Genomic DNA, 22,052 nt, shown 5'->3' with positions numbered 1-22,052 from the left:
CTTGCTCCCGGCATCATTCGATCACCTCGCCGCGCAGCAGGAACTTCGCCAGGGCGGTCGAACCCACGAAGCCGAACAGCGCGATCAGCATCGCGGCCTCGAAGTACACGTTGCTCGCATACACGATGCCGAGCACCAGCATCATGAGCATGCCGTTGATGTAGAGGCAGTCCAGCGCCATCACGCGGTCCTGCGCGGTGGGGCCGATGAGCAATCGCGTGACGGCGCACAGCATGGCCACCGCCAGCAGCAGCAGCGCGAACTTGAGCGCCCAGAAGAGGATCGGGGTCATGGTTCGTAGATCTCCATCAGCGGGCGCTCATAGCGCGACTTGATCATGGCGATGAAGGCCTGTTCGTCTTCCACGTCGAAGACATGGATCAGCAGGCTCGACCGGTCGAAGGAGATTTCGCCCCAGGCAGTGCCTGGCGTGAGACACAGGATCATCGCCAGCGCCGCCAGTGCGTTGGGGTCGCGCATCTCGAGCGGCACGCGGACGAAACGCGGCGTCATGCTGGCGTTTCGTCGGGTGAGCAGCAGGCGCGCCACCGTGAGCGCCGAATGCACCAGGTCGTAGAGGACGACGCCGCTGAGCCGCAGCGCCAGGCCCGGCCGGCGTATCTTCAGCGATCGCGCCGGACGCAGCGACTGGGTCAGCAGCGGCACCACGATGGCGAAGATCGCCGCGACCAGGAGCGTCGCCGCGTCCAGCGCCTGGTTCAGCAGCAGCCAGACGACGAAGAGTCCCATCGAAAGCGGCGGCGACGGTATCCAGCGCTTCATTTCGCGGCTCCAGGCTTGGGCGCGGGGCTGGGGACCTGCCGGGCGCCGAGCACCGCTTCGCGATAGGCGGTCGGTGAACGCAGCCCTTCGGCGGTGGCGGCGGCGTGCTGCATCACGGGCCCTGCCTCCCAGGTCAACGCGAAGCAGGCCGCGAGCAGCGCTGCGACCGGCAGCACTTCGAGCGCAGGCAGCGCGGGCATGGTCGCATGCGTCTGGGTCCAGAAATGACGGATGCCGGTGCGGCCCAAGGCCAGCAAGGTGAGGAAGCCCGAGACGAGCAGCAGCACCATGAAGGCCCATCCGGCCGGCGAGACGTGTTCGGCGCCCAGCAGGCTCGACAGCATCGCGAACTTGCCGACGAAGCCGGACAACGGCGGCAGGCCCGTGAGCAGCAGCGTGCAGCCGACGAAGCTGAGGCCGAGAAAGGCCACGCCGGCCGGAATGGCGCGCCCGTAGAGCGCCTGCGCATCGTCGTCGAGGTTCACGTCGTCGAGACGCTGCAGGTCCTCCGACAGGAAGGGCGCATCGCCCGCCGCCTCGTGCGGCGCGATGCTCATGCCGGCGTTGCGCCAACGCTCGATCATGTCGATCAGCAGGAAGAATGCGCTCGCCGCCAGCGTCGAGCTCAGCAGGTAATAGAGCGCGCCCGCCCACATGGCCGGCTGGCCGAAGCCGATGGCTGCCAGCAAGGTGCCGGCCGAGACCAGTACGCTGAAGCCGGCGAGATTGGACAGCCGTTGCGTCCCGAGGATGCCGAGCGCCGCGACGAACAGCGTGGCGAGGCCGACCGTGACCAGCACCCACTGGCCGAACTGTGCGGATGCCCCGGTGTCGGGCGCGAACAGCAGGGTCCACAACCGCAGGATGGTGTAGATGCCCAGCTTGGTCAGCAGCGCGAACACGGCGCCCACCGGCGACACGGCGGCGCTATAGGCCGGAACCAGCCAGAAGTTGAGCGGCCATGCGCCGGCCTTGGCGAAGAAGGCCGTCGCGAGGATGGCAGCCGCAGCATGGACCAGTCCGCGGTCGGCAGGCCCAAGCTGCGCGATGCGCACGCCGAGATCGGCCATGTTGAGCGTGCCCGTCACGCCATAGAGCAGCGCGGCGCCGACCAGGAACAGCGACGACGCGGCCAGGTTGATCGCCAGGTAGTGCAGGCCGGCCTGCACGCGCAGGCGCCCGGAGCCATGCAGCAGCAGGCCATAGGACGCGGCCAGCATCACCTCGAAGAAGACAAAGAGGTTGAAGAGGTCGCCCGTCAGGAAGGCGCCGTTCAGTCCCATGAGCTGGAGTTGCAGCAACGGGTGGAAGTGCACCCCCGCGCGGTCCCAGCGCGAGGTCGAATAGATGGACGCCGCGAACGCCACCACGCCGGTGAGCGCGACCATCATGGTCGAGAGCCGGTCCGCCACCAGCACGATGCCGAAGGGCGCGCGCCAGTTGCCCGGCAGGTAGACACCGATCGAGCCGGGCCCGCTGCCGGTGTCCGCCGCATTCACCCAGTGCAACAGCGCGAGCGCGGTCAGCAGGCCGATCAGGCCCGACACCACGCTGAGGGCGGACTTGGTGCGGCGGCGGTGCTCGCCGAGCATCAGCATCAGCGCGGCCGTCAGCATCGGCACCAGGATCGGCACGGCCACCAGGTGCGGCATGCTGAATTCGAGCAGCCGGTCGAGCAGGTGGGACATGTCGGTCATTCCTGCTGCCCCCGCCGTTCCTGGCCATCGACATGGTCGGTGCCGGTGAGCCCGCGCGAGGCCAGCAGCACGACCAGGAACAGCGCGGTCATCGCGAAGCCGATCACGATCGCCGTGAGCACCAGCGCCTGCGGCATGGGGTCCGCCGTGTTGGCGAGCGTGGCCGTGAAGCCGGGGATCAGCACCGGCTCGCTGTCGACCTTCAGGCGGCCCATGCTGAAGATGAAGAGATTGACCGCATAGGAGATCAACGTGAGGCCCATGATCACCTGGAAGGTGCGGGGACGCAGCACGAGGAACACGCCCGAGCCTGTGAGGACGCCGATGGCGATGGCGAGGACGATTTCCATCAGCCCGCTCCCTCCGCTTCGGCCGCGAGGCGCTCCGCTTCCTTTTCGGCCTGCTCGTCCACCCAGCGGTGACTGCGGATCGATTGGTGGGCGAGCGAGGTGAGGATCAGCATGGTCGCGCCCAGCACCAGCGAGAACACGCCGATGTCGAAGAACAGCGCGCTGGGCACGTGCACTTCGCCCAGCAGCGGCAGGTGCAAATGCGCGGTGTGCGTGGTGAGGAAGGGGTAGCCCAGCACCACGGCCCCGCCACCGGTGGCCAGCGCGAGCATCAGCCCGATCGCGATCCAGCGCCGCGGATAGATGCGCAGGTGCTCTTCGACCCACTCGGTGCCTGAGACGATGAACTGCAGCAGCAGGGCGACCGACATCACCAGCCCCGCGACGAAGCCGCCGCCCGGCTGGTTGTGGCCGCGCATGAAGAAATAGACCGACACCAGGACCGACAGCGGCAGCAGCAGCCGGACCAGCACGGCGGGCACCATGAGATAGCCGACCGCGGTGTCCTTCGCGCGGCGCGGATTGAGCAGGTCGCTGATGCCGTCGTCGGGCTGTATGCGCTGCTGCAGGGGCAGTGCCATCGATTCGGGCGCCGGGCGGAAGCGCCGCAGCAGCGCATACACCGTGAGCGCGACGACGCCCAGCACGGTGATCTCGCCCAAGGTGTCGAAGCCGCGGAAGTCGACGAGCATCACGTTGACCACGTTGGTTCCTCCGCCCAGGAACAAGGCGTTGTCGAGGAAGAACGGCGAGATGCTCTCCGGGAACGGCCGGGTCATGACGGTCCACGCGATCGCGGCCATGCCGGCGCCGGCTGCGGTGGCCACGACCAGGTCGCGTCCGCGGCGTCCCCATGGTCGCAGCAGCGCGCGGATGGGCTCCGGCTTCGCGGTGCGCATCGGCAGCCATCGCAGTCCGAGCAGGATCAGCACCGTCGTCACGACTTCGACCACGAGTTGGGTCAACGCGAGGTCCGGCGCCGAGAACCAGATGTAGGTGGTGCAGCACACCAGTCCGGCGGCCGAGGTCAGCATCAGGGATGCGAGGCGATGGAACTTGGCTTGCCACGCCGCGGCGATCGCGCAGACGCAGCCGATGAGCCACGTCATCGCGAACATCGTCGAGAAGGGCAGCAACTCGCGCGAACCTCGCGCGGCCGGCATGAACCAGAGCGACGCCCCCGCGCCCGCGACCGCGACCGCAAAGAGCAGCAGCAACTGCGTCTGCAGCCGCCGCGTGCCCAGCAGGCGACGGCTTCGACGTCCGGCCTCGCTGAGTCGCGCGAGGACGTTCTCGAACACCCGTTGGCCGTCGAGGCCGTGGAATAGCGGCGTGCGCTCGAGCGCCCCGCGCGCGCGGCTGCGTCGCTGGAGCAGGTAGAGCGCCGCACCGCCCGCCAGCGCGATGAAGCTCATTAGCAGCGGCAGATTGAAGCCATGCCACAAGGCGAGGCTGTACGCTGGCAGTTCGCCGCCGACCACAGGCGTGGCGGCCGTGGCGAGGAACGCGCCCACCGACCATGCCGGCGCGATGCCGACCACCAGGCAGATCAGAACCAGCAACTCGACCGGCACGCGCATCCAGTGCGGCGGCTCGTGCGGCTGCTTCGGCACGTCCGGAGGGCCGCAGGGCGGGCCGAAGAACACGTCGAACACGAAGCGCGCCGAGTAGGCAACGCTGAAGATGCCGGCGATGGTAGCGATGACCGGCAGGCTTCGGTTGACCCACGGCGACGACTCGATGAAGACGGTCTCTGCGAAGAACATCTCCTTCGACAGGAAGCCGTTGAGCAAGGGCACGCCGGCCATCGACGCACTCGCGATGATCGCCAGCGTGCCGGTCATCGGCATCAGCTTGAGCAGGCCGCTGAGCTTGCGGATGTCGCGCGTGCCGCTTTCGTGGTCGATGATGCCCGCCGCCATGAACAGCGATGCCTTGAAGGTCGCGTGGTTCATGATGTGGAAGACCGCCGCGACGGCCGCGAGGGGACTGTTGAGTCCGAACAGCAGCGTGATGAGCCCGAGGTGCGAGATGGTCGAGTAGGCCAGCAGCGCCTTGAGGTCGCGCTGGAACATCGCCACGTAGCCGCCGAGCAGCAGCGTGATGGCGCCCGCGCCGCCCACGAGCCAGAACCATTGCTCGGTGCCGGAGAGTACCGGCCACAGGCGCGCCATCAGGAACACGCCGAGCTTCACCATCGTTGCCGAATGCAGATAGGCCGAGACGGGTGTCGGGGCGGCCATGGCGCGCGGCAGCCAGAAGTGGAAGGGGAACTGGGCGCTCTTTGTGAAGGCGCCGAGCAGCACCAGCACGAGTGCGACGGGGTAGAGCCGATGCGCGCGGACCAGGTCGCCCGAAGCGAGCACCACGTCGAGTTCGTAGCTGCCGACGATGCGCCCCAGGATCAGCACGCCGGCCAGCAGGCACAGGCCGCCCGCACCGGTGATCACGAGTGCCATGCTGGCGCCGCGCCGCGCATCGCGCCGGTGGTGCCAGTAGCCGATCAGCAGGAAGGAGAACAGGCTCGTCAGCTCCCAGAACAGCACCATCTGCACGAGGTTGCCCGAGAGCACCACGCCCATCATCGCGCCCATGAAGGCAAGGAGAAACGAGAAGAAGCGCGGTACCGGATCTGAGGCCGACATGTAGTAGCGCGCATAGAGCACCACCAGCGCGCCGATGCCCAGCACCAGCATGCAGAACAGCCACGCGAAGCCGTCCATGCGGAAGGAAAGATCTAGGCCGAGTCCGGGCAGCCACTGGATCTCCTGCCGGATCACGTTGCCGTGCGCGAGCTCCGGAAAGAACCACGCTGCCTGAATCGCGCATCCCAGTGCGACCAGGCCGGCCAGTGTCGATTCCCGGTTGCGCGCGTCGGACGGCAGCAGGGCCGCGAGCACGCTGGCGATGAAGGGAAGGGCGACGAGGAGGACAAGGGGCATCGCGATCGATTCTATCGACCGCCCCTCGGCCGACTACCTCTGCGAACTAGGCGACGAAATGCTGCACCGTGCGAAAGCCGAGCCAGGTCAGCAGAAGCGAGCCGCCCAGATGCATGGCCGCGGTGCCCAGCGCAAGGCCGGGACGTCCACCGACGAGCATGCTGACGACTTCTGCGGAGAAGCTGGAGAAGGTGGTCAGGGTGCCCAGGAATCCGGTGATCACCAGCAGGCGCCAGGTGGGATCGATGTCGGGCAATGCGGTGAATCCGGCGACAGCCACCCCGACGAGATAGCCACCGATCAGGTTCACAGCGAGCGTGCCCCACGGAAGCAGGCCGCCCGGGTTGAGCCACATCTGGAAGCCCCAGCGCAGCAGCGCGCCGACGCAGGCGGCGGCGCAGATGACGATGACATTCAGCAGCATCGGGCGATTATCTTCAGCCGCGCCGCGGCTACTTCTCCGCGCCCATCACGAGGTCGGGCAGGATCGTCACGATGCTCGGGAACACCGTGATGAAGCCGATGCAAAGGACCAAGCAAAAGAAGAAGGGGATCGCCGCCTTGGCAATGACGTTGCTGTCCTTGCCGGTCATGTTCTGAAGCACGAAAAGGTTGAAACCCACCGGCGGCGTGACCTCCGCGATCTCGACCAGCAGCACGATGAAGATGCCGAACCAGACGAGGTCGAAGCCGGCCTTCTGGATCATCGGTAGCACCACCGCGCTGGTCAGCACGATCATTGAGATGCCGTCGAGCGCGGTGCCGAGCACGAGGTACACCAGCACCAGTGCGCCGATCAACGCGTAGGGCGAAAGGTGCATGCCGTCGACCCACTCCGCCAGTTCCCGCGGGATGCCGGTGAAGGCCATGGTCTTGGTCAGGAAGGCGGCGCCGGCCAGGATGAACATGATCATGCAACTGGTGCGCGTGGCGCCCATGATCCCGTCCTTGAAGTTCTGCCACGTGAGGCTCTTGCCCCAGGCCGCAATGGCCAGCGACCCCAGCACGCCGAAGGCGGCGCATTCCGTGGCCGTCGCCCAACCCGCGACCAGCACCCAGACGATGAAGATGATCAGCAGCGCACACGGAATCAGATTGCCGGAGAGGCGAATTTTCTCCATGAAGCTCGTCGGCGGATCTGCTGGCGGCACCTGGTCCGGATGGCGCAGGCTCCACCATCCGATGTAGCCCGAGAACAGCACCATCAGCAGCAGCCCCGGCAGGAAGCCCGCCAGGAAGATACGGATGATCGATGCATCGGCGGCCACCGCGTAGACCACCATCGTGATCGAGGGCGGGATGAGGATGCCCAGCGTGCCGGCCGTCGCGAGAGAGCCGATCGCGAGCTTCTCGTTGTAGCCGCGGCGCACGAGTTCGGGCAGCGCGACCTTGGCGATGGTGGCGCAGGTCGCTGCGGACGATCCGGAGACCGAGCCGAACACGCCGCAGCCCAGGATCGTGGTGTGCATCAGCCGTCCGGGCACACGATTGAGCCAGGGGCGCAGGCCCTCGAACATCTCTTCACTCAGCTTGGTGCGAAACAGGATCTCGCCCATCCAGATGAAAAGCGGCAGGGCCGCCAGTTCCCAGGAAGCGTTCGATTCCCAGAAGGACGAGAACAGGTTCTTGGCCGGCAGCGTGTTGGTGAAGAAGGCTTGGCCGACCCAGCCGACGATGGCCAGCGTCATCGCGATCCAGACGCCGCCGGCCAGCAGCACAAGCATGATGGCGAGCAGCAGCGCGCCCATGAGAAGAGTTTCGAGCATGGGGGCTTAGACGTCCGATGAAAAGTCGCCGGCCGCGTGCCGTTCCTCGACCGCGCGCTGGTAGCTGGGCTTCTCGCCGCGCACGACGCCGACCAGTTCGTCGATCATCGCGATCAGCAGCAGCCAGCAGCCGAGCACGAAGGTCGATTGCGGAATCCAGATCGGGATGACGACGAGCCCGGTCGCCATCTCCGCGAACTCGTAGCTCTCCCAGGTGAAGCTCGTGGCCGAATAGGCGAGATAGGTCACGGCCACCGCGGCAATCAGCAGGCAGGTGACATCGAGCGCGCGGCGGACCTTCGGCGACACCGCTTCGAGCAGCAGCGTCACACGCACGAAGTCGCCATGACGGAAGGCATGGGCCATCGCGAAGAACGCCGCCGCGGCGCAGAGCCAGGCGACCACATCGTTGAGGCCGCTCACGTGCCAATTCACCTGCCGGCCGACACCGGCGATGATCATCAGCACGAAGATCAGGAAAACGCAGAACGCAGCGAGCGCGCCCGCCCCGTCGTAGAGACGGTCGAGGAAGCGGCGCATCGCCTACTTCTTGTACGTGTCGACGATGGCGGCGCCATCCGCGCCCGCGGCCTTGAGCCAGTCGGTCTGCATGATGCCGCCGACCTGGCGCATGTCGGCGTCGAGCTTTGGCGAGGGCTTGTGGATCTTCATGCCGCGCTCGGCGAGCAGGCGCTTGTACTCATCGTTCTTTTCCTGCGCGACCTTCCAGCCACGTGCTTCCGCATCGGCCGCGGCCTTGGTGACGGCCGCTTTCGTCGCCGGGTCGAGCGCATCGAAGGCCTTCTGGTTGACGAGCACCGCGTTCTTCGGAATCCACGCCTGGGTGTCGTAGAAATTCTTGATGCTCTCGTAGGTCTTGGTGTCGTAACCCGTCGAGCCCGAGCTCATGTAGCTCTCGATCACGCCCGTCGCCATCGCGGCGCTGAGTTCGGCCTGCTGGATCTGCACTGGCTGCGCGCCGATCAGCTCGGCGATCTTGGCGGTGGCCGGGCTGTAGGCGCGCCACTTGATGCCGCGGAGGTCGGCCACGGAGCCGATCTCCTTCTTCGAGTAGATGCCCTGTGGTGCCCACGGCACCATGAAGAGGACCTTGATGCCCTGCGCCGCAAGCAACTTCTCCATGGCGGGCTTGGAGGCGTCGTACAGCTTCTTCGCCTCGGGGTAGGTGGTCGCAAGGAAGGGCACGCCGTCGAGCGCGTAGATCGGGTTCTCGTTGGCAAAGTTGGCAAGCAGGATCTCGCCGGCCTGGGCCTGGCCGCTCTGCACGGCGCGCTTGATTTCGGGGGCCTTGAAGAGCGAGGCGTTGGCATGCACCGTGACCTTCAGCTTGCCGCCCGTCGCCGCGTCCACATCCTTCGCGAACTGCGTGATGTTCTCGGTGTGATAGTTGGTGGCGGGATAGGCAGTGGGCAGGTCCCACTTGGTCTGCGCGAAGGCGGCTGCGCCGATCGTGAGGCCAGCGAGTGCGATGCCGAACTTGTGATTCATGAGCTCTCCAGAACGTGCGAAAGTGAAAAGGCGACGGGGAGCATACGTGCAAATATCGGGCCATCGCTCGGGCATTTCCCTGCCATGACCGACCCCGCTTCACGAGTGACGGACGCGAAAAAGGCCGCCCATGGCGGCCTTTGAAGCTGGCGCGGTGCGGCCCCGCCGCATCCGCGCAACTGGCGGACTCAGTGCTTGGCAGCGGCCTTGTCGGCTTGCTTGGCCTTGGGCGCTTCGTCGGCCTTCTTCGGTTCGGCGGTGGAGACGTTGCTCAGTGCCGGCGCATCGTTGAAGGGCTTGCCGTTGACTGTCAGGCCTTCGGCCGACAGCTTGGCTGCCGCCTTTTCCTTTACGCCCTTCACGCGGCTCATGAAGTCGGGCCAGTCCTTGAACTCGCCTTCCTTGCGCGCTTCGATGATGCGCTTGGAGAGGGCGGGCCCGACGCCCTTGAGCGAATCGAGTTCGGCATCCGACGCCTTGTTGGCATCGACGGCCGCCCACGAGGCGACAGCAAACAGCATGGCCGTGACGGCCAGAATCTTCTTCAACATACAAACTCCCTGACATTTTTTAATAGAAACGCCGAAGCGTTCCGCCGCGCGCCCTGTGCGCACTGGCGCGGAAATAATAGCGATGAACGCGTTTTGTGCAAGCTGGCCGAGTTGGCCCTGTGCGCTCAGAGTTCCTCGACGCGCCGGGGCGGGTAGCTGTCCCAGGCCTGGCAGCCTGGGCAATGCCAGAAGTACTGATGGGCTTCGAAACCGCACGCCGCGCAGCGGTAACGCATGAGCGGGCGGGTGGCCTGGTCGAGCGAGCGCTGTACTTGAGGATGGAACTGCTCATGCTCGAAGCGCTCGCCGCTGAGCCAGCGCGATGCGGCCACCAGCGACGGGTGATGCGCCAGGTGGGCGATGTAGCCGTCGCGTGGTTCGGGCACCGCTACGGCCGTGGACTGCGCATCGTCGGGCAGTGCAGGCGTGCCGCCGAGCGCGATGATGGCTTCGAGAACGTCGATCGATGGTGATGCGACGTAGCGACGTTGCAACAACGCCAGCGCTTCGCCCGACCGTTGCGATGCGACCGCCGCCTGCTGCAGCATCGCGGCGTACAACGGGAGCGCGAGCGGCGCGGTTTCGCTGAGCGCTTCGAGCGTGTCGAAGGCCGCGGCGGAATCGCCGGTGCGCAATTGAAGTGTGGCTGCCTCGATGGCCGGTCGAGGCGCTTGCGGCGCCAACTCGACGGCTTGCGTCAGCAACGCGGCTGCCCCGTCGAGATCGCCTGCCGCCACGCGTTCGTTGGCCTGCTCGCAAAGATGGTGGGCCCGGCGGGTGCTGTAGCTGGCCTGTTCGGATTCGTCGAGCTTCTGCGCCACGGCGGCGGCCTGCGCCCATTCGCGCGAACGCTCGTAGATCGCGAGCAGGGAAAGCCTGGCCTCGTTTTCGTAGCGCGTGCCTTCGAGCTTCTGCAGTGCGGCTTCGGCACGATCGAGCAGGCCTGCGCGCAGGAAGTCCTGCGCCAGCGCATGCTGGGCACGGTCGCGGTCGGCACGGCTCAGGTCGCCGCGCCCGAGCAGGTGTTCGTGGACGCGCACGGCCCTCTGGTATTCACCGCGGCGGCGGAAAAGGTTGCCGAGCGCGAAATGCAGTTCCTGTGTGTCGGGGTCGTTCTGAACCGCTTCGATGAAGGCATCGATGGCTTGGTCCTGCTGTTCGTTGAGCAGGAAGTTGAGGCCGCGAAAATAGGCCTTTGGCGCTTGACGGTTCTCGATCTTCAGTTGCCGGAGGTCGAAGCGCGATGCGAGCCAGCCGAGGACAAATGCGATGGGAATGGCGAGCAGCAACCAGCTGAGGTCAAAGTCCATGTTGGCGTACGGCGGGTAGGTCGGTGGTGACCGCAGGCTGTGCGGGCGTCGTGGATGCGGTGTTCGTCGGCGGCGGCGTGGCGGGCAACTGCGCCGCGGCGCTGCGATGCTTCCACCAACCGGGCAGCATGCCGAGCGCGCCGACGACGAGTCCGCCCGCGAACGCCGCGAGCACCACCAGCACCAGCGGGGCGCGCCAGGAGGTGCCGAAGAAGAAGTAGACGGTCGCGTCGTGCTGGTTGTTCAGCGCGAAGGCAAAGAGGGTAAAAAAAATGGCTGCCTTGAGCAGCCACAGGAGGTATTTCATGCGCGTCCCCGTTGGCGGGGGAATTCTATGCCCGCATGTCGCGGACCCCAATCGCCTTAGCCGCGCTTCTGCTTGGCGGCGTCGAGTTCGACGGTTCGTGCATCGACCGCCTCGCGCAGGGCCTTGCCCGGCTTGAAGTGCGGCACGCGCTTCTCGGGAATCTGCACGCTCTCGCCCGAGCGCGGATTGCGCCCGATGCGCGGTGGGCGCCGGTTCACCGTGAAGCTTCCGAATCCGCGGATCTCGATCCGGTGCCCGCGCACCAGTGCATCGCTCATCGCGTCAAGAATGGTCTTGACGGCGTATTCGGCATCGCGATGCGTCAGCTGCGCGAAGCGCGCGGCAAGTTCTTCGACAAGGTCGGAGCGGGTCATGGATCAGGACAAAACGGAGACGAAAAAAAAGGACAGAGCGGCCTGTGAGCCAGCTCTGTCCCCCGACACAGCTTACTTGTCGCTGTTGTCCAGCTTGGCTCGCAGCAGGGCGCCCAGGCTGGTCGTGCCCGCGTTTTCGCGTGCCGACTGCTGGCTCAGGCTCTGCATGGCTTCCTGCTGGTCGACCATGTCCTTCTGCTTGATCGACAGCTGGATGTTGCGGGTCTTGCGATCCACATTGACGACCACGGCCGTGACTTCGTCGCCTTCCTTGAGTACGTTGCGTGCATCTTCCACGCGATCGCGGGAGATTTCGCTGGCGCGCAGGTAGCCGATGATGTCTTCGCCGAGGTCGATCTCAGCGCCGCGTGCGTCCACGGTCTTGACCTTGCCGGTGACGATCTGGCCCTTGTCGTTCACGGTCGTGAACGTCGTGAACGGATCGCTGTCCAGCTGCTTGATGCCGAGGCTGATGCGCTCGCGGTCGACGTCGACAGCCAGCACGATCGCTTCGACTTCCTGGCCCTTCTTGTAGTTGCGAACGGCGGTTTCGCCGGCTTCGTTCCACGAGAGGTCGGACAGGTGAACCAGGCCGTCGATGCCGGCAGCCAGACCCACGAACACGCCGAAGTCGGTGATCGACTTGATCGGGCCCTTGACGCGGTCGCCGCGCTTGGTGTTTTGCGCGAACTCTTGCCACGGGTTGGCCTTGCACTGCTTCATGCCCAGGCTGATGCGGCGCTTGTCTTCGTCGATTTCGAGGACCATGACTTCGACTTCGTCGCCCAGGGCAACGATCTTGTTCGGAGCGATGTTCTTGTTGGTCCAGTCCATTTCGGAGACGTGCACCAGGCCTTCGATGCCGGGTTCGAGTTCGACGAACGCGCCGTAGTCGGCAATGTTCGTGACCTTGCCGAACAGGCGGGTGCCTTGCGGGTAGCGGCGCGAAACGCCCATCCACGGGTCGTCGCCCATTTGCTTGAGACCCAGCGAGACACGGTTCTTCTCGGTGTCGAACTTGAGGATCTTGGCGGTGATTTCCTGGCCGGCCTGGACCACTTCGCTCGGGTGGCGAACGCGGCGCCATGCCATGTCGGTGATGTGCAGCAGACCGTCGATGCCGCCGAGGTCGACGAACGCACCGTATTCGGTGATGTTCTTGACGACACCGCGCACGACTGCGCCTTCCTTCAGGGTCTCCATCAGCTTGGCGCGTTCTTCGCCCATGCTGGCTTCGACCACGGCACGGCGCGAGAGCACCACGTTGTTGCGCTTGCGGTCGAGCTTGATGACCTTGAATTCGAGGGTCTTGTTCTCGTAGGGGGTCAGGTCCTTGATCGGACGCGTGTCGATCAGCGAGCCCGGCAGGAACGCGCGGATGCCGTTGACCAGGACCGTGAGGCCGCCCTTGACCTTGCCGCTCGTCGTGCCGGTGACGAAGTCGCCGGATTCGAGGGCCTTCTCGAGCGCGAGCCACGAAGCCAGACGCTTGGCGGTGTCGCGCGAGAGGATGGTGTCGCCATAGCCGTTTTCAACGCTGCCGATGGCAACGGAAACGAAATCGCCGGCCTGGACTTCGAGCTCGCCCTTGTCGTTCTTGAACTCTTCGATCGGCACGTAGGCTTCGGACTTGAGGCCTGCGTTGACCACGACGTGGTTGTGTTCGACACGCACGACTTCGGCGGTGATGACCTCGCCGGTGCGCATTTCGGAACGCTTCAGGGATTCTTCGAATAGGTCGGCAAAAGATTCAGACATTGTGTTTTCCTTCCGTCACGCAGGGTTGGCAGACGCTCATGCGAAATTGCTTGCGGCTGGCTTTTGGTCTGGAGACGGCGGTTGTTTGGGCTTGAGCCCGGTTGAGGTTGAACAACCAGCAGGCCAGTGCGCTGTCGCGCGGCGGGGACCTGCTGGACCGAAACGCCGATCAAGAAGACTTGAAAGGCTGTACTTGCTGCCACCAGTCCAGCACCTGTTCGACCGATTGCTCGATCGAGAGGAAGGAGTTGTCCAGGAGGCGGGCGTCAGGCGCCGGCTTCAGTGGCGCGACGCTGCGGGAAGAGTCCCGGAAGTCACGCGCTTCCAGATCGGCGCGAAGACTGTCGATTGTAGTGGAAATACCCTTTGAAATCAATTGCTTATGGCGCCGCTCGGCCCTGTGGGCGGCGCTCGCGGTGAGGTAGACCTTGAGCTGTGCGTCGGGGAAGATCACGGTCCCCATGTCGCGGCCATCGGCGACCAGGCCGGGCAGGCGGCGGAAGCTCCGCTGAAGCGCGAGGAGGGCAGTGCGAACCGCGGGCAGCGCTGAGACGCGGGAGGCGTCCATGCCGGCGGATTCGGTGCGGATGGCTTCGCTGACGTCCTCGCCGGCCAGCAGCACGTTGCCTTCGCTGAAACTCAACGGCAAGGCGCGGGCCAGTTCGGCGATCCGGGCCTCGTATTCCGGGCTCGCGTCCAGGCCGTTGCGGCGCATGGCGAGGCCGGTCACGCGGTAGAGCGAGCCCGAGTCGAGATAGTGGTAGCCGAGGCGTCGCGCCACTTCGACCGTGAGCGTGCCCTTCCCGGATGCGGTGGGACCGTCGATGCAGACGACCGGCACCTCGACGGCCTCGGCCACCGAGAACAAGGTTTCGAAGTAGTCCGGGAAGGTCTTGGCGACGCACTGCGGATCCAGGACGCGCACCGCCACTCCGGCAGGATTGAACGCCGCCAGTGAAAAGCACATCGCGACGCGATGGTCGTCGTAGGTGCGGATGCTCGCCGCGCGCCAGTCTGCGGCGGCCAGCGGATGAACCCGGATGAAATCAGGGCCGTCCTCGACGGTGGCGCCGAGCTTGCGCAGCTCGTTGGCCATGGCATCGATGCGATCGGTTTCCTTGACCCGCCAGCTGGCGATGTTGCGCAGGGTGGTGGGGCCGTCCGCGTAGAGCGCCATCACGGCGAGCGTCATGGCCGCGTCGGGAATGTGGTTTGCGTCGATGTCGATGGCGTTCAGCGGCCAGGCGCCACGCGAAATCGCGAGCCAGTTCGGTCCGCTGTCGACCCGGGCGCCCATCTGCCGCGCTGCCTCGACGAAGCGGATGTCGCCCTGGATCGAATCGGCGCCGACGCCTTCGATCCGGATCCCCGACCCATTGGCGATGGCGCCAAGCGCGATGAAGTAGCTCGCCGACGATGCGTCTGCCTCGACGTGGATGTCCCCTGGCGAGCGGTACTCGCTGCCCGCGGGAATCGTGAATCGTTGCCAACCGTCGCGCTTCACCGCGATGCCGAAGCGTGCGAGCAGGTTCAGCGTGATCTCGATGTAGGGCTTCGAGATGAGCTCGCCGACCACGTCGATCACGATGTCGCGTCGCGCGACCAGCGGCAGCGCCAGCAACAGCGCCGTGAGGAACTGGCTGGAAACGTCGCCGCGCACGCGGATCGGCGCATCGAGTTGAAGGGCGTCGAGCGCGACCGGATGAATCCGCAGCGGCGGGTAACCGGGGTTGCCGAGGTAGTCGATGTGGCAGCCCAGTTGCGTCAATGCGTCGACGAGGTCGCCGATCGGACGCTCGTGCATTCGGGGCACGCCGCGCAGTTCGAATTTGCCGCCGAGCAGGGCCAGCGCGGCCGTGAGCGGGCGCATCGCCGTACCGGCGTTGCCGAGGAACAGCGAGGCTTCAGGCGTTCGCAGTTTTCCGCCGAGTCCCTCGATGCGAAGGGTGCTGCCTTCCCGGTCGATGCCGCAGCCGAGCGCGGCGAGTGCATCCAGCATGACCCGTGTGTCGTCGGAATCGAGCAGATCGTGCACCGTCGTCGTACCGCCGGCGAGCGCCGCGAGCAGGAGAACCCGGTTGGAGATGCTCTTGGAGCCAGGCAGCCGGACAGTGCCCGCGGCCGCTGCGAGCGGCGGAATGTCGAGGAAGGGGGTCGAGAACATTGTCAGTCGGGTGAAGCCGCCACACCCGGCTGCCACTGGGCGCGAATGCGGCTGGCAGCGGCAATCGAATCTTCGAGCGCCTGCGCATTGCCCGAGGCCACCATGGCTTCGAGCTGTGTCAACGCGTCACGGAAGGCCTGCGACTGGAGCAGCACCTGTTCGCGATTGGCAAGCAGCACGTCGCGCCACATGGCCGGATCGCTGGCCGCGATGCGCGTGAAGTCGCGGAAGCCGGGGCCAGCCAGCTCGAGGAAGCGTTCGCCCTCGGGTTGCGCGGCAATGGCGTTGGTGAATGCGAAGGCGAGCAGGTGGGGCAAGTGGCTCACGGCGGCAAAGGCGCTGTCGTGCGCCTCGTGCGTCATCGTCACCACCTTGGCGCCGATGCCGGTCCAGACCTTCGTGGCGCGCTGCACGTTGGAACGCAGCGTGGACTTGATCGGCGTGAGCACCACTTGGCGCCCGGTGTACAGGCCGGCGTCCGCATGCTCGACCCCGGCCACTTCCTTGCCAGCGATGGGGTGTGCGGGAACGAAGGCACCGAGCTGGTCCTGGAGCCCGCGACGGGCGGCCTCGATCACGTCGCCCTTGGTCGAACCGACGTCCATCACCAGCATCTGCTCGGTGATGCCATGGCGGATCGCCTTGAAGGTCTGTTCCGAAGCACCGACTGGCACTGCGATCAGGACCAGGTCGGCCCCGGACACCGCGAGCAGGGCCGATGGCGCCGCCACGTCGATCACGCCGAGCTGCTTGGCGCGCTCGGTGGTGGAAGGCGACTTGCTGTAGCCGACCACGCGCTTGACCAGTCGGGCGCGCTTGAGCGCTAGGGCAAACGATCCGCCCATCAATCCGCAGCCGATCAGACCCAACTGTTCAAACATCGTCGATGGCCTCAGGCGGTGACAGGGTAGGCGCCGATGACCTTGTAGAACGCGCACAGCTTGCGCAGTTCGGCAAGCGCGGCGGCAACGTTGGGCTGCGAGGGATGCCCATCGAGATCGATGTAGAAGTAGTACTCCCACTGGCCGGTTCGCGCCGGGCGTGACTCGAAGCGAGTCATCGACACGTTGTTGTTTTTGAGAGGCACGAGCAGGTCGTGAACCGCGCCGGGGCGGTTGGGCACCGACACGACGAGGCTGGTGCAGTCCTTGCCCGAGGCGGGCGGCATCGCCAGGGTCTGCGGCAGGCAGATGACGGCAAAGCGCGTGCGGTTGTACGAGTCGTCCTGGATGGCGTGCGCGACGATGTGCAGGCCGAAGCGGGTGGCAGCGCGCTCGCTCGCCAGCGCCGCCCAGGCCGGATTGCCGGCCGCGAGCCGGGCACCCTCGGCGTTGCTGGAGACCGCGCGACGCTCTGCATGCGGGAGGTGCTTGGAAAGCCAGATCTGGCACTGCGCAAGCGCCTGCGGGTGCGCCAGCACCGCCTCGATACCTTCCAGCTCGTTGCTGGTGCGCAGCAGGTGATGCCGCACGAGCAGGCTGACTTCGCCGACCACATGGGTGGGCGAATGCAGGAACAGGTCGAGCGAACGGGTGACGACGCCTTCGGTGGAGTTCTCGACGCCGACCACGCCGTATTGCGCGCTGCCCGCAGCCGTGGCGTGGAAGACTTCGTCGAAGCTCGCGCAGTAGATCAGGTCGGCCGCACCGCCGAAATACTCGACGGCAGCCTGTTCGGTGAAGGTGCCTTCAGGGCCCAGGACGGCGACCCGCTGCGGCGATTCCAGCGCCAGGCAAGCCGACATGATCTCGCGCCAGATGGCCGCAACGTGCAGGTCCTTGAGCGGTCCGCCGTTGCTCTTCTGCATCTTTTCGATCACCTGGGCGACGCGGTCGGGGCGGAAGAAGGGCGTGCCCTCGCGCTTCTTGACCTCGCCGACCTGCTCCGCGACATGCGCGCGCCGGTTCAGGAGATCGAGAAGCTGTTGGTCGAGCGAGTCGATCTGCACGCGCAGATCGGCCAGGCTGGAGGACGTGTCAGGGGCGGAAGGCTGTGGAACGGGTGCGGTCATCGTTGAGGTGCGCAGCGTCTAGGCTTGCGACCGCTCGAATTCTCGCATGTAGTCCACGAGCGCCTGCACCCCGGCAAGAGGCATGGCGTTGTAGATGCTGGCGCGCATGCCGCCGACCGACTTGTGGCCCTTGAGCTGCAGCAGCCCCGCCTCGCGCGCACCCGCGAGGAACGCGTCGTTGCGGCTTTCGTCGCGCAGGAAGAAGGGCACGTTCATGCGCGACCGGCAGGCGGCTTCGACCTTGTTGTCATAGAACGCGGAGCCGTCGATGAAGTCGTACAGAAGGCGCGCCTTCGCGATGTTGCCTGCTTCCATGGCCGCGATGCCGGTCAGGGCGCCTTCAGTCTGCTGCCGAAGCCACTGGAAGGTCAGTCCGGCAATGTAGATGCCCCAGGTCGGAGGCGTGTTGTACATCGACTGGTTGTCGGCGACCGTCTTGTAGTTGAACGCGCTGGGGCAGACTTCGAGCGCGTGGCCGAGCAGATCGTCCCGTACGACCACGATCGTCAGGCCGGCCGGGCCGAGGTTCTTCTGGGCCCCCCCGAATGCGAGGCCGACGCGGCGCCAGTCGACCGGCCGCGACGCCACATGAGACGAGAAGTCCATCGCCAGTGGCGCCTTGCTGCCGAGGGCGGCGAGGTCGGGCACTTCGTGGAATTCGACGCCGTTGATCGTCTCGTTGCTGCAGATGTGCACGTAAGACGCATCGTCCGACAGCTGCCACGTCGACGGGTCGGGCAGGCGCGTGTGCTTGTCCGCCGCATTGGTCGCAACGATGTTCGCCTTGCAGTAGCGCTGCGCTTCCTTGTGCGACTTGATGCTCCAGCTGCCGGTGATCACGAAATCCGCGCTGGTGCCGCGCGAGAGATTCATCGGCACGATGGCGTTCTCGCCCAGCCCACCCCCTTGCATGAAGAGGATGTGGAAGTGTTCCGGCACCGCGAGGAGTTCGCGGATGTCGGCTTCGGCCTGCCTGCAGATCGCGCCGAACTCCTTGCCGCGATGGCTCATCTCCATCACGCCCATGCCGCTGCCTTCCCAGTCGAGCATCTCGGCGGCGGCGCGCTGCAACACCGCCTCCGGCATCGCAGCCGGGCCGGCGGAGAAGTTGTAGGGGCGCGGACCCGCTGGCCGCGTCACTTCTTGGCAGGCGCCTTGGCGGGCGCAGGCTTGGCTCCCGCTCCCGCTCCCGCAGCCGCGGCACCGCCGGTCGGCGCGCCCAGCGCCTTGGCAACGCTGCTGTCCAGGGCGACCATCTTGGGTTCGATGGTGGCGCGCGTCTCCGCGACCAGCTTTTCAGTCAGGGCGGTTTGCAGCTTTGGATTCATCTCCTGGTACTTCTTGCTCAGCGGCGAGTTGATCCAGGCCAGGAGCTGGCGCAATTCTTCTTCGCTGAAGTTCTGCTCCATGATCGGCGTCAGGGCGCCAGGTGCGAGTTGCACGGCCTTGTCGCGAACGATGGGATAGGCGTCGTCGAAGTACTTCTTGAGCTCGGCATCGGCCGCCTTGGCTGCTGCTTCGCGCTTGTCGGCGGGCACCTGCGTCTGCAGGTACTGCGAGCCTGCCTGGGCGATCGGAGCGCTCGACTGCTCGACCAGACCGCGCGCCAGCGATTCGATGCCGGGCTTCTGCAGGTCGATGAACTGCTTGATGAGCGCGGCCTTGTCCTGGGCCATGGCCAGCGTGCTGCCGGCAAGCGCGACCGTCAGGAGCGCGAGTTTGATTTTTTTCACTGAGGATTCTCCGTTGAAGATGATGAGGAAGTGTCGTCGGCGCCGGACTCGCTATCGACGTTCGCATCGTTCTCGACGATGCGCTGCAGGCCGCTGAGTTTGGCACCTTCGTCGAGTCCGATCAGCGTGACGCCCTGCGTCGCGCGACCGAGTTCGCGAATTTCGGCGACCCGGGTGCGCACGAGCACACCCTTGTCGGTGATGAGCATGATCTCGTCATCGGCATGCACGAGAGTCGCGGCCACCACCTTGCCGTTACGTTCACTTTGTTGGATGGCGATCATGCCCTTGGTTCCCCGGCCATGACGCGTGTACTCGGTAATGCTTGTTCTTTTTCCGTAACCGTTTTCGGTGGCGGTCAGCACGCTTTGCTCTTCGTCTTCGGCGACCAGCATCGCAATCACGCCCTGGCCGTCCTCGAGCGTCATGCCGCGCACGCCGCGGGCGTTCCGGCCCATGGGCCGCACGTCGTTTTCGTCGAAGCGGACCGCCTTGCCGCCGTCGGAGAACAGCATCACGTCATGCGCGCCATCGGTCAGGGCGGCGCCGATCAGGTAGTCGCCCGGATCGAGGTCGACGGCGATGATGCCGGCCTTGCGCGGGTTGCTGAACTCGTCGAGCGTCGTCTTCTTGACGGTGCCCATCGAGGTCGCCATGAAGACGTATTGATTGGCCGGGAAGGTGCGCTTCTCGCCGGTCAGCGCCAGCACGACGTTGATCTTCTCGCCCTCCTGGAGCGGGAACATGTTGACGATCGGCCGGCCCCTGGAGCCGCGCGATCCGGCCGGCACTTCCCAGACCTTGAGCCAGTAGAGCCGGCCGCGATTGGAGAAGCACAGGATGTAGTCGTGCGTGTTCGCGATGAAGAGCTGGTCGATCCAGTCGTCCTCTTTGGTCGCGGTGGCCTGCTTGCCGCGGCCGCCGCGCTTCTGGGCCCGGTACTCGCCCAGCGGCTGACTCTTGATGTAGCCGCTGTGAGAGAGCGTCACGACCATGTCGGTCGGCGTGATGAGGTCTTCGGTCGAGAGGTCGAAGGCGCTGTGCTCGACCTGGCTGCGGCGTACGCCCAGCTTGGTCTGGCCGAACTCCTGCTTGATCGTGGTGAGTTCGTCGCCGATGATCACCGAGACGCGCTCGGGCTTTGCGAGGATGTCGAGCAGGTCATCGATCTCGGCCATGACTTCCTTGTACTCGGCGACGATCTTGTCCTGCTCGAGGCCGGTCAGCCGTTGCAGGCGCATCTGCAGGATTTCCTGGGCCTGCGTGTCCGACAGCTTGTAGAGGCCACTGGCGCTCATGCCGAACTCGCGTTCGAGGCCGTCCGGCCGGTAGTCGTCGGCATTGATGACGCCGCCGTCGGCGCGCGTGCGGGTGAGCATCTCTCGCACCAGCTTGCTGTCCCAGGCACGGCTCATCAGCTCGGCCTTGGCCACGGGCGGCGTCGGCGCGTTGCGGATGATCGCGATGAACTCGTCGATGTTGGCGAGTGCGACGGCGAGGCCCTCCAGCACGTGGCCGCGCTCCCGGGCCTTGCGCAGGTTGAAGACCGTCCGGCGTGTCACTACCTCGCGCCGGTGCTGCAGGAAGACCTCGATCAGGTCCTTGAGGTTGCACAGCTTCGGCTGGCCATCCACCAAGGCGACCATGTTGATGCCGAAGGTGTCCTGCAGCTGCGTCTGTTTATAGAGATTGTTGAGAACGACCTCCGGCACCTCGCCGCGCTTGAGTTCGATCACCAGGCGCATGCCCGACTTGTCGGACTCGTCCTGGATGTGGCTGATGCCTTCGATCTTCTTCTCGTGCACCAACTCGGCCATGCGCTCCTGCAGCGTCTTCTTGTTGACCTGGTAGGGGAGCTCGTCGACGATGATCGCCTGCCGCTGGCCGCGGTCGATGTCCTCGAAGTGGCACTTGGCGCGCATGACGACCTTGCCGCGACCGGTGCGATAGCCGTCCTTGATGCCGTTGATGCCGTAGATGATCCCCGCCGTCGGGAAATCGGGTGCCGGCACGATCTCCATCAGGTCGTCGATGGTGGCGTCCGGATGGCGCAGGAGGTGCAGGCAGGCGTCGACGACTTCGTTCAGGTTGTGCGGCGGAATATTTGTCGCCATGCCGACCGCGATACCGCCGGCGCCATTGACCAGCAGATTCGGCAGTTTGCTCGGCAATACCAAAGGCTCTTTTTCGGAGCCGTCGTAATTCGGGCCGAAATCGACAGTTTCCTTGTCAATATCGGCCAGCATTTCGTGGGCAATTTTTGCAAGCCGAATCTCGGTATAGCGCATGGCTGCCGCCATATCGCCATCCACGGAACCGAAATTACCCTGACCGTCCACGAGCATGTGGCGCATGGAGAAGTTCTGGGCCATCCGGACGATCGTGTCGTAGACCGACTGGTCGCCGTGTGGGTGGTACTTGCCGATGACGTCGCCGACGATACGGGCCGACTTCTTGTAGGGCCGGTTCCAGTCGTTGTTGAGCTCGTGCATTGCGTACAACACTCGGCGATGCACCGGCTTGAGGCCGTCCCGGGCGTCGGGCAGGGCGCGGCCCACGATCACGCTCATGGCGTAATCAAGATAGCTGCGGCGCATTTCCTCTTCGAGGCTGATGGGGAGTGTTTCTTTGGCGAACGAGGTCATGGGCAGCAGGCTGGCGGGCAAGGAGGCGAAATTTTACGCTGTGGGGGGTGTCGCACCGCCGCAACACAAGGCCGGTATTCCGCCTCCGTCCTACGCTTCCGGGGCGTCCGCCGGGCTGTTTGCCAAAGACCCTATGGCACAATCGCCTCAAC

General features: G+C 65.6%; 20 protein-coding genes. All 20 read right to left on the bottom strand.

The annotated features are described in order from the left end of the window. Positions 1-13: 13 nt before the first annotated feature. The 20 genes from AC1D3B_RS01720 to gyrA all read right to left on the bottom strand — a co-directional run bounded on the left by AC1D3B_RS01720 (position 14) and on the right by gyrA (position 21,900). The gene (locus AC1D3B_RS01720) at positions 14-292 is read right to left on the bottom strand and encodes a K+/H+ antiporter subunit F (protein WP_478188922.1); all 279 of its coding nucleotides are present in this window, start codon (positions 290-292) and stop codon (positions 14-16) included. Next, positions 289-783, bottom strand: a complete 495-nt coding sequence (locus AC1D3B_RS01715; protein ID WP_478188921.1) for a Na+/H+ antiporter subunit E — start codon at positions 781-783, stop codon at positions 289-291. Before AC1D3B_RS01715 ends, AC1D3B_RS01720 begins: the two co-directional genes overlap by 4 nt. Next, positions 780-2,480, bottom strand: coding sequence for a monovalent cation/H+ antiporter subunit D (locus tag AC1D3B_RS01710; protein WP_478188920.1), 1,701 nt, complete (start codon positions 2,478-2,480; stop codon positions 780-782). Before AC1D3B_RS01710 ends, AC1D3B_RS01715 begins: the two co-directional genes overlap by 4 nt. Continuing rightward, a complete protein-coding gene (locus AC1D3B_RS01705; RefSeq protein WP_478188919.1) occupies positions 2,477-2,830 on the bottom strand; it encodes a Na+/H+ antiporter subunit C in 354 nt (117 codons plus the stop codon). Before AC1D3B_RS01705 ends, AC1D3B_RS01710 begins: the two co-directional genes overlap by 4 nt. Continuing rightward, a complete protein-coding gene (locus tag AC1D3B_RS01700) occupies positions 2,830-5,772 on the bottom strand; it encodes a monovalent cation/H+ antiporter subunit A (protein ID WP_478188918.1) in 2,943 nt (980 codons plus the stop codon). The genes AC1D3B_RS01705 and AC1D3B_RS01700 overlap by 1 nt, the downstream gene beginning before the upstream one ends. A 46-nt stretch (positions 5,773-5,818) precedes the next feature. Continuing rightward, positions 5,819-6,196: a fluoride efflux transporter CrcB gene (gene crcB / locus AC1D3B_RS01695; protein WP_478188917.1), complete on the bottom strand. Its 378-nt coding sequence runs from the start codon at positions 6,194-6,196 to the stop codon at positions 5,819-5,821. Between the two features lie 28 nt (positions 6,197-6,224). Next, positions 6,225-7,538: a TRAP transporter large permease gene (locus AC1D3B_RS01690; protein WP_478188916.1), complete on the bottom strand. Its 1,314-nt coding sequence runs from the start codon at positions 7,536-7,538 to the stop codon at positions 6,225-6,227. 6 nt (positions 7,539-7,544) lie between these two features. After that, a complete protein-coding gene (locus tag AC1D3B_RS01685; RefSeq protein ID WP_478188915.1) occupies positions 7,545-8,078 on the bottom strand; it encodes a TRAP transporter small permease in 534 nt (177 codons plus the stop codon). A 3-nt stretch (positions 8,079-8,081) separates the two neighbouring features. Beyond that, positions 8,082-9,047, bottom strand: a complete 966-nt coding sequence (locus AC1D3B_RS01680; RefSeq protein WP_478188914.1) for a TRAP transporter substrate-binding protein — start codon at positions 9,045-9,047, stop codon at positions 8,082-8,084. A gap of 188 nt (positions 9,048-9,235) precedes the next feature. Beyond that, a complete protein-coding gene (locus tag AC1D3B_RS01675; protein WP_478188913.1) occupies positions 9,236-9,598 on the bottom strand; it encodes a ComEA family DNA-binding protein in 363 nt (120 codons plus the stop codon). A 125-nt stretch (positions 9,599-9,723) separates the two neighbouring features. Next, positions 9,724-10,908 (bottom strand): lipopolysaccharide assembly protein LapB, encoded by a 1,185-nt coding sequence (gene lapB, locus AC1D3B_RS01670; RefSeq protein ID WP_478188912.1) that lies wholly within the window; start codon positions 10,906-10,908, stop codon positions 9,724-9,726. Then, positions 10,898-11,215 carry a LapA family protein gene (locus AC1D3B_RS01665; protein WP_478188911.1) on the bottom strand — a complete coding sequence of 106 codons (318 nt, stop codon included), beginning with the start codon at positions 11,213-11,215 and terminating at the stop codon, positions 10,898-10,900. The genes lapB and AC1D3B_RS01665 overlap by 11 nt, the downstream gene beginning before the upstream one ends. A 56-nt stretch (positions 11,216-11,271) precedes the next feature. After that, positions 11,272-11,589, bottom strand: coding sequence for an integration host factor subunit beta (locus AC1D3B_RS01660; protein ID WP_286567171.1), 318 nt, complete (start codon positions 11,587-11,589; stop codon positions 11,272-11,274). Between the two features lie 72 nt (positions 11,590-11,661). Beyond that, positions 11,662-13,347: a 30S ribosomal protein S1 gene (gene rpsA, locus AC1D3B_RS01655; RefSeq protein WP_028248813.1), complete on the bottom strand. Its 1,686-nt coding sequence runs from the start codon at positions 13,345-13,347 to the stop codon at positions 11,662-11,664. 169 nt (positions 13,348-13,516) lie between these two features. Continuing rightward, positions 13,517-15,511: a bifunctional 3-phosphoshikimate 1-carboxyvinyltransferase/cytidylate kinase gene (locus AC1D3B_RS01650; protein WP_478188910.1), complete on the bottom strand. Its 1,995-nt coding sequence runs from the start codon at positions 15,509-15,511 to the stop codon at positions 13,517-13,519. A gap of 2 nt (positions 15,512-15,513) precedes the next feature. Then, positions 15,514-16,392, bottom strand: coding sequence for a prephenate dehydrogenase (locus AC1D3B_RS01645; RefSeq protein ID WP_478188909.1), 879 nt, complete (start codon positions 16,390-16,392; stop codon positions 15,514-15,516). Positions 16,393-16,403: 11 nt separating this feature from the next. Next, positions 16,404-17,522 (bottom strand): prephenate dehydratase, encoded by a 1,119-nt coding sequence (gene pheA / locus AC1D3B_RS01640; protein ID WP_478188908.1) that lies wholly within the window; start codon positions 17,520-17,522, stop codon positions 16,404-16,406. Between the two features lie 18 nt (positions 17,523-17,540). Beyond that, a complete protein-coding gene (gene serC / locus AC1D3B_RS01635; protein ID WP_478188907.1) occupies positions 17,541-18,662 on the bottom strand; it encodes a 3-phosphoserine/phosphohydroxythreonine transaminase in 1,122 nt (373 codons plus the stop codon). Further along, on the bottom strand, positions 18,659-19,255 hold the full coding sequence (locus AC1D3B_RS01630) for a DUF2059 domain-containing protein (protein ID WP_478188906.1): 597 nt from the start codon (positions 19,253-19,255) through the stop codon (positions 18,659-18,661). Before AC1D3B_RS01630 ends, serC begins: the two co-directional genes overlap by 4 nt. Continuing rightward, positions 19,252-21,900 carry a DNA gyrase subunit A gene (gene gyrA, locus AC1D3B_RS01625; protein ID WP_478188905.1) on the bottom strand — a complete coding sequence of 883 codons (2,649 nt, stop codon included), beginning with the start codon at positions 21,898-21,900 and terminating at the stop codon, positions 19,252-19,254. The genes AC1D3B_RS01630 and gyrA overlap by 4 nt, the downstream gene beginning before the upstream one ends. Positions 21,901-22,052: the final 152 nt, after the last annotated feature.

This window comes from Variovorax sp. P5_A3, from assembly GCF_056400665.1.
Note: the sequence above shows the minus strand (reverse complement) of the source record. Positions and strands in the feature narration are given on the sequence as shown.